Source organism: Inquilinus sp. KBS0705 (assembly GCA_005938025.2).
Taxonomy (GTDB): domain Bacteria; phylum Bacteroidota; class Bacteroidia; order Sphingobacteriales; family Sphingobacteriaceae; genus Mucilaginibacter.
The window spans coordinates 59939-76462 of record VCCI02000005.1 but is presented as its reverse complement, the minus strand read 5'-3'; the positions used below and the strand labels follow the sequence as shown (position 1 = coordinate 76462).

The window sequence follows — 16524 nt, the reverse complement described above, 5'->3', positions numbered from 1 at the left end:
TGATTTATGCGTAAGCTGGTGGTATCAATGAATATGACTCTGGACGGCTTTATGGCCGGCCTGCATGGAGAGCTTGACTGGCACATTCCCTATTGGAACGAGGAAATGGCAAGAACCGCCGCAGAGCAATTGGGGCGTGCAGATACGATACTATTAGGACGCGTTACTTACCAAATGATGGCATCGTATTGGCCATTGCAGCAAACGGCCGCTTATTCCCCAAGAGAGGATGCCGACTATGCAGCTATGATGAACAGGTACGAAAAGGTAGTAGCCTCAAAAACGATGTTACGGGCTGCAAATTGGCAAAACTCCAGGTTAGCTAAGCGTAACATAGCTAAAGAGATAAGTGAATTAAAGCAGCAAGTTGGTAAAGAAATAATAATATATGGTAGCGGTAAACTGGTTACAGCACTAACCAAACTAAACCTTATTGACGAATACCGCTTATGGATACACCCGGTAGCTATAAAAAAAGGCAGGCCCCTGTTTAAGGGCCTGCAAAATTTAAAAATATGTAATAAAACCGAATTCAGCTCCGGGGTGGTATTGATGTGTTATACGGTAATTATCTCCAGGCCTTGTACTGGTTGATCAGTCCGTTGGTTGATGAATCGTGTGAGCTAACTTCTTGATCATCTTTTAGTTCGGGCAATATTTTGCCAGCCAATTGCTTGCCTAATTCTACGCCCCATTGGTCAAAGCTGTATATATTCCAAATGATGCCCTGTACAAATATTTTGTGCTCGTACATGGCAATTAACGAGCCTAATGTACGTGGCGTTATCTTTTTAACCAGGATGGAATTTGTTGGGCGGTTACCTTCAAATACTTTAAAAGGTGCAATGGCTTTTATCTCTTCGTCAGATTTTCCGGCTTTTTTTAGTTCAGCTATTACTTCTTCTTCGGTTTTACCATTCATCAGCGCCTCAGTTTGTGCGAAGAAGTTAGATAACAGCATGTTATGATGCTCGCCTAAAGGATTATGCGACTGTGCCGGAGCTATGAAATCGCAAGGGATCAGTTTGGTCCCCTGGTGTATCAATTGGTAAAAGGCATGCTGTCCGTTTGTACCCGGTTCGCCCCAAATAACAGGTCCGGTAGAGTAATCTACATGCCTGCCATTACGGTCTACGTGTTTGCCATTGCTTTCCATATCGCCTTGTTGAAAGTATGCGGCAAAGCGGTACATATATTGGTCGTAAGGAAGGATAGCCTCTGTTTCAGCTTCAAAGAAGTTATTGTGCCACACCCCTATAAGAGCAAGTATCACAGGTAGGTTTTCTTCAAATTCAGCGGTTTTAAAATGCTCGTCCATTGCATGGGCACCGGTAAGCAGTTCAGCGAAATTATCAAAGCCGATGCTTAAAGCGATAGATAAGCCAATGGCGCTCCATAACGAATAACGGCCGCCTACCCAATCCCAAAATTCGAACATGTTTTTGGTATCAATGCCAAATTTGGCAACACCCTCAATATTAGTAGATAAAGCTGCAAAATGTTTAGCTACATCTTCATCCTTGCCGCCATTGTTAATGAACCAATCGCGGGCGCTGTGGGCATTGCTCATGGTTTCCTGGGTAGTAAATGTTTTAGATGCGATGAGAAACAAGGTAGTTTCGGCATCCACTTTCTTTAATGTCTCTGCTATATGTGTGCCATCAACATTAGATACAAAGTGCAGATTTAAGCGTGTTTTATAAGGTTTCAGAGCTTCCGTGACCATTACAGGGCCCAAATCAGATCCGCCTATGCCAATGTTTACCACATCAGTAATTTGTTTGCCGGTGTAGCCTTTCCACTCGCCGGATATAACCGCTTCGCTAAACTCTTTCATGTGGTCGAGCACGCGGTTCACCTCAGGCATTACATCCTTGCCTTCGGCATACATAGGTGTGTTACTGCGGTTACGAAGCGCAACATGCAGTACAGGGCGTCCTTCGGTAACATTGATCTTTTCACCGGAAAACATGGCTTCAATTGCCTTGTTTACACCACACTCTTTGGCCAGTTGTAGCAAAAGGGCAAGAGTTTGCTCATCAATACGATTTTTAGAATAATCAAGCAGGATATCTTCAAATTGCAGGGAAAATTTTTCAAAGCGTTCATTATCAGCATCAAATAGTTCCTTTAGGCTTTTTTTAAGGATATCTATATAATGGTCGGTTAAATATTTATAAGCCTGGGTGCTGGTAGGGTCGATGTTTGGCAACATAATTGAAATGATTTTATAAGAGTGGCAAGTTACAAATTGAGGTGTAATTTTAAAGTTAAATTCCCCTTATAACTGTCATTTTAACACATCAAAGATAGTGTTTGTTTTACACTAATAAATTGTCATTATTATAACATATAATGTAAATTATTTTGAACTTTAAAATAAACATTATTTATATTTGTGGTGTTGTTAAATAAATCGCCTTTTTTTAATCGATTTCTTAATTTTTTCTAAATACATTTTATCATGTTCGAAAAACTTTTTTTACTCGTAAAAAATAACGCTGGTTTGGCTGTTATTAATAACCCGGCCATCAATGAAAGTAGCCGCGATGCGGTTATAAATGATGCCACCAGCTCGATTATCGAGGTGTTAAAAAACCAGGTTGAGAGCGGTAAATTAAAGGATATGGTTAAGTATTTCCAGTTTTCGGGTGTGTATGATAACCCGCTAATTACCAGTGCTGTGAACAGATTTGCCGGCAAACTAAACATGTTTTATAGCATGGATATGGATACAGCTAATGTTACTGCTAACCAGCTTATACGCCCGGTAATGCAGGAGCTGATAAGGCAATCAAAAGAAGATCAGAATAAGGAATTTGGCTTAAGCGCATTGTTAGCAAAGCTGAGTAGTAATGTGGCCGATATGGGCCATTTGTTAAGCCAGCTGCGTATAGCTTAGTTTTTAAAAATATATTACAGAAGCCTGCATATAAAATTGCGGGCTTTTTTGATTTTCGCTGTATTGTATTTTAATATATTTGCTACATGACAAAAGAGAATATACAAAATTTAAGGGATAGAACAAATTCCCTGAGGAGGCATCTTTGACATCGACAAGAAAAATGACGCCATACAAACCGAACAGGAAATAACCATTGGCCCTAATTTTTGGGACCACCCCAAAGAAGCCGAAAAGGTTCTCGCATCTATCAAAGCCAAAAAGATATGGACCGACGCTTTCCAAAAAGTAGTATCGGTTGTTGAAGATACCAATGTGCTTTTCGAATTTTTCCAGAGTGGCGATGCTACCGAGGCCGAAATGCTGGAGCAGTATGCCCTTGCCGTAAAAGCCGTAGAAGAGCTGGAGTTTAAAAATATGCTCAGCGCCGAAGAAGACCAGTTTAACGCCGTACTGCAAATTACCGCCGGTGCCGGTGGTACCGAAAGTTGCGACTGGGCCGGTATGCTGATGCGTATGTATATTATGTGGGCCGAGAAAAATGGCCACAAAGTAACCGAACAGGATTACCAGGAAGGCGATGTAGCCGGTGTAAAAACGGTTACCCTGCAAATAGAAGGGGAGTTTGCCTATGGATACCTTAAAGGCGAAAATGGTGTGCACCGCCTGGTGCGTATATCACCGTTCGACTCTAACGCCAAGCGGCATACGTCGTTTGCATCGGTGTATGTGTACCCGCTGGTTGATGATACCATTGATATTGAGGTAAAGGATGCCGATATCGAGTTTGAAACCTTCCGTGCCGGCGGCGCGGGCGGGCAAAACGTAAATAAGGTTGAAACCGCTGTACGTTTATATCACAAGCCATCGGGTATTATCATCAAAAACCAGGAGTCGCGCTCGCAGTTACAAAATAAAGAGAATGCCATACGCTTACTAAAATCGCAGTTATACGAAAATGAGATGCGTAAGCGTGCCGAGGCATCAAGTGCTGTTGAGGGTAACAAAAAGAAGATAGAGTGGGGGTCGCAGATACGTAACTATGTGTTGCATCCATACAAGTTGGTTAAAGATTTGCGTACCGATTACGAAACTTCAAACGCGGCCGCTGTTTTAGACGGCGACCTGGACGAGTTTTTAAAAGCTTATTTAATGGAGTTTGGCGGGCCTAAAAGCTAACATACGGTCATCCCGAATTCATTTCGGGATCTCACATGCAATCTATGTGCTTTGCGTATACCAGATGAGATGCTGAAACAAGTTCAGCATGACTGGATTAAAAAAACGGTATTGCATTAGCAATGCCGTTTTTTGTTTTAAGCAGAAATTGTAACTTGGCTAACCTTTTATATGCCTTTATTTATGAAAAATATTTTATCCGGATTGATCCTGATGGTTACCACTACACTGGCCTACAGCCAAACACCTATGCCTTTATACCCTAATGGGGTGCCTAATAGCAAAGCAACGCCGGCTGATTATGTTGAAAAACGTGATAAAGACTGGATAACCAACGTAAGCATACCTACCCTTACACCATACCTGCCCGAAAAGGGAAAGGCTAATGGTGCAGCAGTGGTGATATGCCCCGGTGGGGGCTATGGCGGTTTGGCTTTTAACCACGAAGGCGAGGCCGTAGCTAAAGAATTTGCTAAAATAGGTGTTGCGGCCTTTGTACTCAAATATCGTTTACCTACCGACTTGATTATGGCCGATAAAACCATTGGCCCATTACAGGATGCGCAACGCGCCATACAAATAGTTAGACAAGGCGCGGCGGGTTTTGGAGTTAACCCCAGTAGGATAGGTATTATGGGCTTCTCGGCAGGCGGGCATTTAGCCTCAACGGAAGGGACGCATTTTGATAAAGTGGTTATTGAAAATCCGGCAAATATTAGTGTTCGCCCTGATTTTATGATGCTGATATACCCGGTTATTACTTTTGGCGATTTCAGGCACGATGGATCAAGGGAAAACCTGATAGGTAAAAATCCACCGCAGGCAGCTATCGATCTATACTCAAACGAAAAGCAGGTTACGGCTAATACACCGCCTACTTTTATCATACACGCCGAAGACGACACCACTGTTCCTGTTAAAAATGCTTTGATGATGTATGAAGCATTGGTGAATGATAAAGTAAAAGCCGAAATGCATCTATTCCAGGCCGGGGGGCACGGCTTTGGTATGCCTAACCCCACCACAAAAGACCGCTGGTTTGATTGGGCCGCCGCCTGGATGGAAAGTAACGGATGGTTAAGTAAGTAGTATAGGCCCAGAAGGGATATCTAAGTTTTGGGTGAGCTATTCCTTTACAAACAAGGGGGGGGCACCTATCTTATCCTAACAACTCCAACAATCCATTCAACTCGTCTACCTTTTCTGATGAGCCTAAATGCTCGTAGGCGCTAATTAGGTTGCGGATAACACGTTTAATAATGTCGGCGTTTGAGCAGGGTTCGTAAAACTGCTTGTCAAATTTTAGGTTAAGCTGTTTTAAAAACATATCTACATCGCGGCGACCAAAAATGAAGCCCTTGTTAAAAGCATTAATGTAAAAGAGTATTCCGCCTTCAAACTCGTGCTCTAAGCTTTCATCTAAATAGGCCAGTATAAAATGCTGCGGCAGGTTTACACCGTAAACCGGGATATCCAACTTTTGGGCGATGATAGAGTAAATGATGGCCAGCGATATTTGGTTGCCTTTTTTAGTTTCGAGTACCTGGCTAATAAAGCTGTTTTGCGGGTCGCGGTGGTTGCTGGTATTGCCGCTAAAACCATGTATATTATAAAAAACATGGTTTATTAGTTTTACCTGCTCTACAGGGCTGGCCTCGTGCATCATTTGCAGCCATATATCGCGCTTTATGGCTTCTATCTGGTTAATTACCTTTTGCTCGTCAAGGTCGGGGTATTGGTAGCGGTTAATAATAAGTATGCCTTGTAAAAGGTCAAATGCCCCACTCTGATACCAAAGCTGTAGGTCGGTTTTAAGTGTCGAAAATTGTATTTCGTGTACCAGGTTCGCTATACGTTCCTGTTGTACGCTATCAAAAGCCTGTTCAAAAGCATTCTCTAAATATTGTATGGCTTCCGGCCCATACGAAAGCAGCTTTTGATGAACATGATCGTATATTTCACCATCCGGATCATCAAGCAGGCGGATCAACGAATTTACTTCTGTAGGATTAATCATATCTGGTAACGCTAAAATACTAAACCTTTATATATTTTTACGGCTATGTTTAACTTAACGTTTGCACGCGATTTTCTGTTGCATAAACTAAAGTCAAAAAACCGTCATGGTTTGCATTCGCCCTTTGTATACCATTTGGTTGATGAGGTTATTTACGATACCAAACCTCAGCCGGAATACACCGAGGCAGAACAGCAACGCGACCGTTTACTTGTAGATAGCCGTACAATAACCGTCACTGATTTGGGCGCGGGCTCACAGCTAAACAAAAACAGGCAAAAAAAAGTAAGTAATATCACTATAAATGCCTTAAAAGCACCAAAACTGGCGCAATTGCTTTATCGCCTGGCCAAATTTACCAACCCATCAACCATTATTGAGCTAGGCACCTGCCTGGGTATTACTACCCTTTATCTTAAAAAAGCGGTACCCGGTGCAAAGGTGTACACGCTGGAAGGCTGCCCTGCAACCGCCGGCATAGCGCAGGAAGTTTTTGACCGATCGGAATTAAAGGATGTTAACCTGGTAGTGGGCAATTTTGATGATACCCTGCAAGGTATTTTAAACAACCAGGAAAAGCTGGATTTTGTATACGTAGACGGCAACCACCAAAAAGAGGCTACCCTACGTTATTTTGAATGGTGCCTGCCCAAAGTGCACGAGGGCACTATGCTGATATTTGACGATATATACTGGAGCCGGGGCATGAAAGAAGCCTGGGCGCAAATAAAAAGCCACCCCCAGGTAAGGGTTACCGTAGACCTGTTTTGGATAGGCCTCGTTTTTTTTAAAACCGACCAGGCTAAGGAAGATTTTATGATAAGATTTTAGCCCGGATGTGCAGATGTGCAAATATGCAGATGTGCAAATGCTTGGATGATATATAAACGCGCAGTGCTTTTCATCTGCATATATACACATCTATAATCTGCACATCTACTAAAACGCTTCCCCAAGCCCGATATATACACCACTCTGCCTGCTTTCACCGGGGCGTTTTTCGCCAACGCCGTAATCAATACGTATGCTAAGGCCCTTTTCAGTATCGAAGAAGTAACGCAAACCCCCGCCGTAGTTAGGCTTTAGTTGGTCAAGGCTAAAGGTGCTGTTAAACACTTCGCCTGTGCCTAAAAAGCCAACCATGCCAATACGATCGCTTAAACGATAGCGTAACTCCGTTTGGGCGGCTATGTAATTACGGTCGCGAAAGCGGCCGTTGTAATAGCCACGCATAATTTCGTCGCTGCCCATGGCCGGCAAAAAATAAAATGGCGACTGGGTTCCTGTAAGGCTTTGTTCCTGCATGTTTAGTCCTAATACAAAGCGCTTACTTAGCTTAAAAAATTGAGCATATTCAAAGTTAAATAGCCCGCCGCTATAGCTGCTGTTGCTGCCAACGCCCTTCATAAAGTTTAAATAGGTAGTAATGTGTACACCGCGGGTGCTGTAAGTATTGTTATCGCGGTTGTCAAAAACAAGGCTTGGCCCTATGTATAGGGTTGTACCGCCATGCCGCCCTTCAATTGTAGGGTCTATTTCAAAAATGCCGTCGGTTTCTACGTCATTAAAGCGGTAATCAAAGGCCCCGGCGCCAAGGCCTATGTACAGGCTGCTACCCACCTTTTTTTCGGCGGTAAGGGCCAGTCTAAAGCGGGTTTGCCCCAGCCGGTCGGCATCGGCTTTGCGGGTATTGTTGCCAATGCCATAAAAATCAAAGGGGAAATTAATGTAACCTATAGCCGCTGTGTAATGATAGCGGTTTTGGGGCGCCCAGTAATTGGTGCTTAAATTAATACGGCTTTGGCCCTTTGTGGTTAGGGTAGCATAGCCAAATATATTTGATATACGGGTGTTCGCGCTAAGCGTATCGGTATAAAAAGAGTAAAGTGCCGATCCGCCAAGCTCCAGCCCGGTTTCCGGGGCCGAACTGATCACAGGCAGCAAAACAAAGCTTCCTTTTTTAGTGCTATCCCTGCTAAAATACATATCGTATAAAAACTTCGGTAAAAACTTTCGTTGTGCAAATACAGGCTGAAAGGCAATAAGCAGTAACAGGGCGGTGATAAGTTTTTTCATACAGTTTACGAGAGGCTAAAGGTATATTTTAACTTATTGTTTGTCGAATTTGGAATTTAAAAAATCTGTGTACTCAAAATACCTACTTTTGCAAAATAATAAGTTTAATAAAAACATGAGTACACAAAGAGGCCCTATATCTCAATTCATAGAGAAAAACTACCTGCATTTTAATGCGGCGGCGTTAATGGATGCAGCAAAAGGTTACGAAACGCACTTAACCGAGGGCGGCAAAATGATGGTGACCATTGCCGGCGCTATGAGTACTGCCGAATTAGGTATTTCGCTTGCCGAAATGATACGCCAGGATAAGATAGACATTATATCGTGCACGGGCGCTAACCTGGAAGAAGATATCATGAACCTGGTAGCGCACTCGCATTACAAACGCGTGCCCAACTATCGCGACCTGAGCCCGCAGGATGAGTGGGATCTGTTAGAGAACCACTATAACCGCGTTACCGATACTTGCATACCTGAGGAAGAAGCTTTTCGCCGTTTACAAAAGCATATCTATAAAATATGGAAAGATGCTGATACTGCCGGCGAGCGTTATTTTCCGCATGAGTTTATGTACAAAATATTGCTTAGCGGCGAGCTGGAGCAATATTATGAGATAGACCCCAAAAACTCGTGGATGCTGGCCGCTGCCGAAAAAAACCTGCCGATAGTAGTACCAGGATGGGAAGACTCAACTATGGGAAATATATTTGCATCGTACGTTATTAAAAGCGAAATAAAAGCAACTACCATGAAGAGTGGTATTGAGTATATGGCATGGCTGGCCGGTTGGTACCCCCAAAATGCGGGTGGCAAAGGCGTCGGCTTTTTCCAGATAGGTGGTGGTATAGCAGGCGATTTCCCGATATGCGTTGTACCTATGCTTTACCAGGATATGGAGATGCCCGAAATACCTTTCTGGAGCTATTTTTGCCAGGTGTCTGATTCAACCACATCATACGGTTCATATTCGGGGGCGGTACCTAACGAGAAAATAACCTGGGGTAAGCTGGATATACATACACCAAAGTTTATTGTAGAATCTGATGCTACCATTGTTGTTCCGTTAATATTTGCATGGATATTAAAACAATAATTTATATTTGAATACGCTTGTATACATCCTGATTTACAGCACACTATGTTTGTGAAGAAATAAAGCCCTTTTTTAAAAAAATCAGGGCTTTTTCCAATAATTTAGAACGATTATAAATTAGATATTAGTGTCACATATTTGTCAGCGATACTGTAATAAATTTTACTTTTGTGGCTGTAAAAATGGGTAAAACGTACACCTTCACGTCTGTTCAACCATTGTAGTATAAAAATTATTTAGCATAAATACACTTTATGAGAAATATCTCATTCCTTTTTAAGAAGCTTTCAAAGTCGGTTTTGCTTGTTGCCGGTTTGGCTGTAATGGGTCTTTCGGCTCATGCGCAGGCAGATGCAGCAAAGGGCGAGGCTATATTTAAGGCCAAATGTACCGCGTGTCATAAAATAGACGTGCGTATGACCGGCCCGGCTTTAGGTCCGCAGTTAACATCAGAAACTGATGATGCTTACCTGACCAAGTGGATCCAGAACAACCAGGCTTTAATAGCTGCAAAAAATCCAAAGGCGCTCAAAATTTACAACGAGTTTAACCAGGCCGGCATGACAGTATTTGCCGAGCTTAGCGATGCTGATGTTGGTAACATTTTAACCTACGTGCGTGGCGAATGGAAAACCATGCAGGATGCAAAAGCTAAAGGCCCTGTGGGTGATCCAGGTGCTGCCCAAACCGGCCCAAGCAACCTGGTTATATGGGGTTTATTAGGCGTTATTGTTATTGCCTTTATTGTAATACTGGTATTAAACAAAGTAATTGCCACGCTTGAGCGTTTGTTACTAAACAAACAAGGCTTATTGCTTGAAGAAGAAACCGCTGTTGAAGAAAAAGCACCTGTTGACCGTTTAGCAACCGTTAAAAAACTGGCCAAGAATAAAAAATTAGTATTCTTTGTTGTAGTATGCGGCACAATTGCTTTAGGCAGCTGGAGCTGGGTAACCATGTGGAACACCAATGTTCACCAGGGATATCAGCCGGTACAACCTATTAAATACTCACACAAATTGCATGCAGGTGCCATGAAGATAGAGTGCCAGTACTGCCACACCGGTGCATTCAAGGGTAAAAACGCTTCTATACCATCATTAAACGTTTGTATGAACTGCCACAAATCTGTTAAAACAGAGTCGCCGGAAATACACAAGATATATGATGCATTAGGTTACGACCCTAACACCGCCAAATACGATAGTACTAAAGCTAAACCTATACAGTGGGTGCGTATACATAACCTGCCAGACTTGGCTTACTTTAACCACTCGCAACACGTTACCGTTGGTAAAATTGAGTGCCAAAAATGCCATGGTCAAATTCAGGAAATGCAGGAAGTATACCAATACTCGCCGCTAACCATGAAATGGTGTATACAGTGCCACAAACGTACCGAGGTTAACGCCAAAGGAAACGCTTACTATGATAGCATACTTGCCGCTCATGATAAAATTAAAAAGGGCGAGAAGGTTACCGCAGCAGTTTTAGGCGGTATCGAGTGTGCTAAATGCCACTATTAATAAACGATTTAGAACTTAGCATTACAGTTTATATAACTTAAATGGATAGCAATAAAAAATACTGGAAAGGTTTAGAAGAACTAAACAGGACGCCAGAATTTGTTGAGAAGAATAAACACGAATTTGCGGAGCCAATCCCCATTGAAGATGTTTTAAGCGGAGGCGGTCTGTCATCAAAAACCCCTCGTCGCGACTTTTTGAAAGCGCTGGGCTTTGGTGTAGGTGCAGTTACTTTGGCAGCTTGCCAAAAAGTGCCTGTGCATAAATCTATACCTTACTTAATTAAACCCGAAGAGGTAACCCCTGGTGTAGCCAACTACTATTCATCAACTTATGATGGTAGCGCTATATTAGTTAAAACTCGCGAAGGAAGACCTATTAAGGTTGAAGGTAACCCAAATGACCTTTTAGGAAAAGGTGGCTTAAGCGCACAGGCGCAAGCATCGGTGCTTGACTTGTATGACAACAGCCGCGTAAAAGACCCAATGCTTAACGGCACCGACGCCGGATGGGCACAGCTTGACTCTTATGTAAAAAACCAGCTTGCAGCAGTTAAAGCAAGTGGTAAAAAAATACGCTTAGTAACATCAACTATACACAGCCCTTCTACTTTAGCTGTTATTACCGATTTTATTGCTGCTTACCCAACTACCAAACATGTTAGCTACGATGCGGTATCATACACCGGTATTATACAGGCCAACCAAAATAGCTTTGGTAAAGCGGTATTGCCTCACTACAATTTTGATAAGGCAGATATTATAGTAAGCTTTGGAGCTGATTTCCTGGGTACCTGGATATCTGGTGAAGAGTTTACCCGCCAGTATGTAAAAAACCGTAACAACAAATCGCTTGAGGCTAAAAAGATGTCGCGTCACATCCAGTTTGAAAGCGGTATGAGCCTTACAGGTACCAATGCCGATGTACGTTTAGCTATTAAACCTTCAGAAGAAGGACCGGCCCTGATAAACCTGTACAATGCTTTAACAGGAACAACCTTACCAGGATCAAAAAAATTAACCACAGCAAATGCCGATAAGGCAATTATACTGGTAGCAAAAGAACTTCAGGCTGCTAAAGGTAAAGCCTTAGTTGTTGCAGGTTCAAACGATGTTGCTACACAAATATTGGTAAATGCCATCAACTCCCTTTTAGGTAGCTACGGCACTACTATTGATCTGGACAATCCATCACGCCAATACGCGGGTAACGATGCCGAGCTTGTTGAATTTATCAACGAAGCAAAACGTGGCGAAGTTGGCGCAGTATTATTCCTGGATGCAAACCCGGCCTATGATTATTTTTCGGCGAAGGATGTACAGGATGCCATTAAAAAGGTAGCGTTAAGAGTATCTTTCTCTGATCGTGCTGATGAAACTGCTGCTTTATGTAACGTAGTTGCACCAAACCATCACTATTTAGAATCTTGGGGTGATGACAGCGCGATAGAAGGTTACTACACTGTTATGCAGCCAACCATTAACCCGGTTTACAATACCCGCCAGGCTGAACAAAGCTTGCTGGTATGGTCTGATAACCCTATAAAAGATTATTACAGCTACGTTAGAAATAACTGGGACAAAAACTTATTAGCTAAAGGCGGTTTGGCAGGCCAGGCTGGTTGGGAAAGCCTGTTACAAACAGGCTTTATACTTGCAGCACCTGTTGCAGCAGGTACTTATACCTTTAACCGCGATCTTAATGCAGTAGCACAAACTATTATTGACCATAGCAACCAGCTTGCCTCGGGTAATAAAGTAGAACTGCAGATATACCAAAGTGCTGCTATACGCGATGGTAAACATGCCAACAACCCATGGCTACAGGAGCTGCCAGACCCAGTATCTAAAGTTACCTGGGATAACTTTGCAGCTATGTCTCCGTCAGATATTAAAAAGATGGGACTGGATGAATTTGAAGTGGTTACTATCGAAGCAAACGGATACACTATATCATTACCTGTATTATCACAACCGGGCCAGGCACCCGGCACTGTATCAGTAGCTGTAGGTTACGGCCGTACCGCTGCGGGTTTAGTAGGTAATAACGTAGGTAAAAATGCATATCCTTTCCATAGTTTCCGCAACGGTACATTGCAAACTACAGCAGCTGCAACCGTAACCGGAACAGGAGATATATTCCCGCTATCGCAAACACAAACACACCACTCATTTGAGGGCCGTAATGTAATTCGCGAAGCTACATTTAAAGAATACGTTAAAAACCCTGCATCTGGTAGTGGTAACGAAGGTGAGAAAAAGTACGACCTTTGGGAAAACACTAACGAAGATCGCATACACGCCCGCCCTGTTTATGACTGGGTAATGGCTATCGACTTAAATGCCTGTACAGGTTGCGGCGCTTGCGTTGTAGCATGTAATGCAGAAAACAACATACCTGTTGTTGGTAAGGTAGAAGTAGGCCGTCGCCGCGAAATGCACTGGATACGTATTGACCGTTACTACAGCTTTGAGCAAAGTGGTGATGCTAAAGTAGACAATCGTTCGGGCAAGGTAACTCAGGAAAAAGAAATTGATAAGCTTAGCGATTTTAGCAACGTAACAGTTGTTCACCAGCCAATGCTTTGCCAGCACTGCGACCACGCGCCTTGCGAAACAGTTTGCCCTGTATTAGCTACCGTACACTCAAGCGAAGGTTTAAACCAAATGGCATACAACCGTTGCGTAGGTACACGTTATTGCGCAAACAACTGCCCTTACAAAGTACGCCGCTTTAACTGGTTTAACTATTGGAACGATTCGCGCTTTGATAACTACCTAAGCAACGAGCATACCCAATTAGTACTTAACCCTGATGTTACTACACGTTTCCGTGGGGTTATGGAAAAATGCTCGATGTGCGTACAACGTATACAAGCTGGTAAACTGAAAGCTAAAATAGAAAAACGCCCGCTTGTTGATGGCGAAATTAAAGTTGCCTGCCAGCAAACATGCTCTGCAAACGCTATAATTTTCGGTAACAGAAACGATCCTAACTCTGAAGTTTCAAAGGCTTTGAAGAGCGAAAGAACGTATTATGTACTGGAAGAATTAAACGTACAGCCGGGTATAGGTTACCAGGTAAAAGTTAGAAATACATCATCAGAATTACAGGCTTAATTATACAAGAGATATATAAAATATGGCATCTCACAGTGAATCAATAATCAGGGAACCGTTAATAACCGGCAAGGATATTACCTATGCTCAAATTACTAACGACGTATTGCGCCCTGTTGAAAATAAACCAAATAAAGCGTGGTGGATAGGTTTTACCGTATCATCATTAGGCGCTTTGCTTTGGGTTGTTTCTATCAGCTACACCTTTTGGTTTGGTTTAGGAGCATGGGGGTTAAATAAAACAGTAGGCTGGGCCTGGGACATCACCGGTTTCGTGTGGTGGGTAGGTATTGGCCACGCGGGTACGCTTATATCTGCGGTACTGTTAATATTCCGTCAAAACTGGCGAAATTCCATTAACCGTTCTGCCGAGGCGATGACCATTTTTGCGGTAATTTGCGCGGCTACCTACATTGTAGCGCACATGGGCCGCCCATGGTTAGCTTACTTTACTTTGCCATTGCCAAACCAGTACGGCTCGTTATGGGTAAACTGGAACTCGGCACTGATGATGGACGTGTTCGCTATCTCAACTTACTTCTCGGTATCATTAGTATTCTGGTATACAGGTTTATTGCCTGATATCGCATCAATACGTGACCGTGCTGTAGGTTTACGCCGCCGTATATACTCTATACTATCATTCGGTTGGACAGGTTCGGTAAAAACCTGGCAACGTTTTGAAACTGTATCGCTGATATTAGCAGGTATATCTACACCACTGGTACTTTCGGTACACACCATTGTATCATTTGACTTTGCTACATCATTGGAGCCTGGATGGCACACTACCATATTCCCTCCATACTTTGTGGCAGGAGCTATATTCTCGGGTTTTGCCATGGTGCAAACCTTATTATTGGTTACCCGTAAGGTATTAGGATTAGAGAATTACATCACCATGTTCCACATCGAGTCGATGAATAAGATCATCATGCTTACAGGTTCAATTGTGGGAGTGGCTTATATCACTGAGTTCTTTATAGCATGGTACTCGCAGGTTGAATACGAGCAATACGCTTTTATTAACCGTGCAACCGGGCCATACTGGTGGGCATACTGGAGCATGATGTCATGTAACGTGATATCACCACAGTTGTTCTGGTCTAAAAAATTACGTACCAGCATCAAGTTTTCATGGTTCCTGTCAATCATCGTTAACATTGGTATGTGGTTTGAGCGTTTTGTAATTATCGTTACCTCGCTACACCGCGATTACATCCCCTCAAGCTGGGCAATGTTTTATCCTACCTGGGTAGATGTAAGCGTATTTATTGGCTCAATAGGTTTATTCTTTACCATGTTCCTGTTATTTCTTAGAGTATTACCATCGGTTGCAATGGCCGAGGTTAAATTATTGCTGAAAACATCAAGTGAGCAGGCTAAGAAGAAACTGATAGACGAAGGCCATTTAAACCCTGACGAGGTTCAGTATTACAAAGAATCATTAGTTAAGTACGACAGCGTTGACATGGCTGATTACGAAAAATAAAATGAGCAAGACAAAATTTATATTAGGCCTATTTGACGATCCTGATGATATGATGCACGGGATTGAGAAGTTGCAAAAAAGCAGCGTTCCGATTTATGACGTGTATACACCGATGCCTATCCACGGTATCGAAGATAAATTAGGTGTTAAAGAATCAAGATTAGGTTACGCGGCATTTTGCTTTGGCTGCCTTGGTGCTTCGGTAATTTTCAGCATAGTGTATTATACACTGGTACACGATTGGCCGATGAACGTAGGTGGTAAACCAAGTTTTGCAATACCCAACTTTGTACCATTTACATTTGAGTGGACTATATTATTTACAGCGTTTGGTATGACGTTTACATTTTTTGCCGCTACGCACCTTTTTCCGGGCCGTGCGCCACGTGTAATGGACCTGCGTGCAACAGATGACCGTTTTGTTATTGCTATTAATGCAAAAGGCAATATACCACACGACGAAATAACCAATTTATTAAAAGAAGCAGGAGCAGTAGAAGTAAAGCATAACGATAGAAAATATGTTAGCTATGAATAAATTTAGAATATTGGGCACAACGGCTATAGTTATCGCTGCATCGCTTGTAATTACATCGTGCAAAGATAAACGCAGTACCGGCTGGGAATATGCCCCCAATATGTACGAACATACCGCATACGATCCGGATCAGCCAAATCCGAATTTTAAAGATGGCAAAACGGCTCAGGTGCCACCTGCAGGTACTATACCAATTGGTTTTAAGCGCTTTGATTATCCTAACACAAAAGAAGGTTACGAAAAAGCAAGCCTTGAAGTAACCAGCCTTATTTCGCAAACGCCAAATCATTTAGCAGAAGGTAAAAAGTTATTTACAACTTTTTGCTCGCCGTGCCACGGTGTTACCGGGCAGGGTGACGGTTTAGTGGTTCAGCATGGTTATCCGCCGCCGCCGTCGTATTCAAAAGGCCAATCGTCTCGTGGTGGTGCTATGAAAGATCTGACAGATGGTAAAATATATCATACCATAACTTACGGTGTTAACGCGATGGGTTCATACGCTTCGCAAATTGCGCCTGAGGATCGTTGGAAAATAGTTATGTATGTACACCATTTACAAAATTTATAAGAATTAATTTT

Annotated in this window: 14 protein-coding genes; 11 read left to right on the top strand and 3 right to left on the bottom strand. The window is 42.7% G+C overall.

The features are described from left to right. Positions 1-6 precede the first annotated feature (6 nt). The gene (locus FFF34_018530; GenBank protein TSD62950.1) at positions 7-594 is read left to right on the top strand and encodes a dihydrofolate reductase; all 588 of its coding nucleotides are present in this window, start codon (positions 7-9) and stop codon (positions 592-594) included. On the opposite strand, the gene FFF34_018525 is transcribed toward FFF34_018530, so the two are convergent. After that, positions 569-2215, bottom strand: coding sequence for a glucose-6-phosphate isomerase (locus FFF34_018525; protein TSD62949.1), 1647 nt, complete (start codon positions 2213-2215; stop codon positions 569-571). The two genes, FFF34_018530 and FFF34_018525, sit on opposite strands and share 26 nt — an antisense overlap. A 249-nt stretch (positions 2216-2464) precedes the next feature. Between FFF34_018525 and FFF34_018520 the strand changes: the two genes are divergently transcribed. The 3 genes from FFF34_018520 (at position 2465) to FFF34_018510 (ending at position 5170) form a co-directional block, all read left to right on the top strand. Continuing rightward, entirely contained in the window at positions 2465-2902 is a 438-nt protein-coding gene (locus tag FFF34_018520) for a hypothetical protein (GenBank protein ID TSD62948.1), read from the top strand. 86 nt (positions 2903-2988) lie between these two features. Continuing rightward, positions 2989-4081, top strand: a protein-coding gene (locus FFF34_018515) for a peptide chain release factor 2 (GenBank protein ID TSD62947.1) whose coding sequence is annotated in 2 segments (ribosomal slippage) — positions 2989-3048 and positions 3050-4081 — 1092 coding nt in all. Because the reading frame shifts where the segments join, the coding sequence is not laid out codon by codon here. Between the two features lie 183 nt (positions 4082-4264). Then, positions 4265-5170: an alpha/beta hydrolase gene (locus FFF34_018510; protein TSD62946.1), complete on the top strand. Its 906-nt coding sequence runs from the start codon at positions 4265-4267 to the stop codon at positions 5168-5170. 70 nt (positions 5171-5240) lie between these two features. Here FFF34_018510 and FFF34_018505 read toward each other — a convergent pair whose 3' ends face one another. Beyond that, positions 5241-6098, bottom strand: a complete 858-nt coding sequence (locus FFF34_018505) for a hypothetical protein (GenBank protein TSD62945.1) — start codon at positions 6096-6098, stop codon at positions 5241-5243. A 45-nt stretch (positions 6099-6143) separates the two neighbouring features. On the opposite strand from FFF34_018505, the gene FFF34_018500 reads away from it, so the two are divergent. Further along, positions 6144-6929, top strand: a complete 786-nt coding sequence (locus tag FFF34_018500) for a class I SAM-dependent methyltransferase (protein ID TSD62944.1) — start codon at positions 6144-6146, stop codon at positions 6927-6929. Between the two features lie 108 nt (positions 6930-7037). Here FFF34_018500 and FFF34_018495 read toward each other — a convergent pair whose 3' ends face one another. After that, a complete protein-coding gene (locus FFF34_018495; protein ID TSD62943.1) occupies positions 7038-8174 on the bottom strand; it encodes a polymerase in 1137 nt (378 codons plus the stop codon). Positions 8175-8289: 115 nt separating this feature from the next. Between FFF34_018495 and FFF34_018490 the strand changes: the two genes are divergently transcribed. The 6 genes from FFF34_018490 (at position 8290) to FFF34_018465 (ending at position 16513) form a co-directional block, all read left to right on the top strand. Continuing rightward, positions 8290-9270, top strand: a complete 981-nt coding sequence (locus FFF34_018490; protein TSD62942.1) for a deoxyhypusine synthase — start codon at positions 8290-8292, stop codon at positions 9268-9270. Between the two features lie 254 nt (positions 9271-9524). Next, positions 9525-10796 carry a c-type cytochrome gene (locus FFF34_018485; protein TSD62941.1) on the top strand — a complete coding sequence of 424 codons (1272 nt, stop codon included), beginning with the start codon at positions 9525-9527 and terminating at the stop codon, positions 10794-10796. 41 nt (positions 10797-10837) lie between these two features. Next, a complete protein-coding gene (locus FFF34_018480) occupies positions 10838-13915 on the top strand; it encodes a 4Fe-4S dicluster domain-containing protein (GenBank protein TSD62940.1) in 3078 nt (1025 codons plus the stop codon). 22 nt (positions 13916-13937) lie between these two features. After that, positions 13938-15407, top strand: a complete 1470-nt coding sequence (locus FFF34_018475) for a hydrogenase (GenBank protein TSD62939.1) — start codon at positions 13938-13940, stop codon at positions 15405-15407. A gap of 1 nt (position 15408) precedes the next feature. Beyond that, positions 15409-15945, top strand: coding sequence for a DUF3341 domain-containing protein (locus FFF34_018470; GenBank protein ID TSD62938.1), 537 nt, complete (start codon positions 15409-15411; stop codon positions 15943-15945). Beyond that, positions 15929-16513, top strand: a complete 585-nt coding sequence (locus FFF34_018465) for a cytochrome c (GenBank protein ID TSD62937.1) — start codon at positions 15929-15931, stop codon at positions 16511-16513. Before FFF34_018470 ends, FFF34_018465 begins: the two co-directional genes overlap by 17 nt. Positions 16514-16524 lie beyond the last annotated feature (11 nt).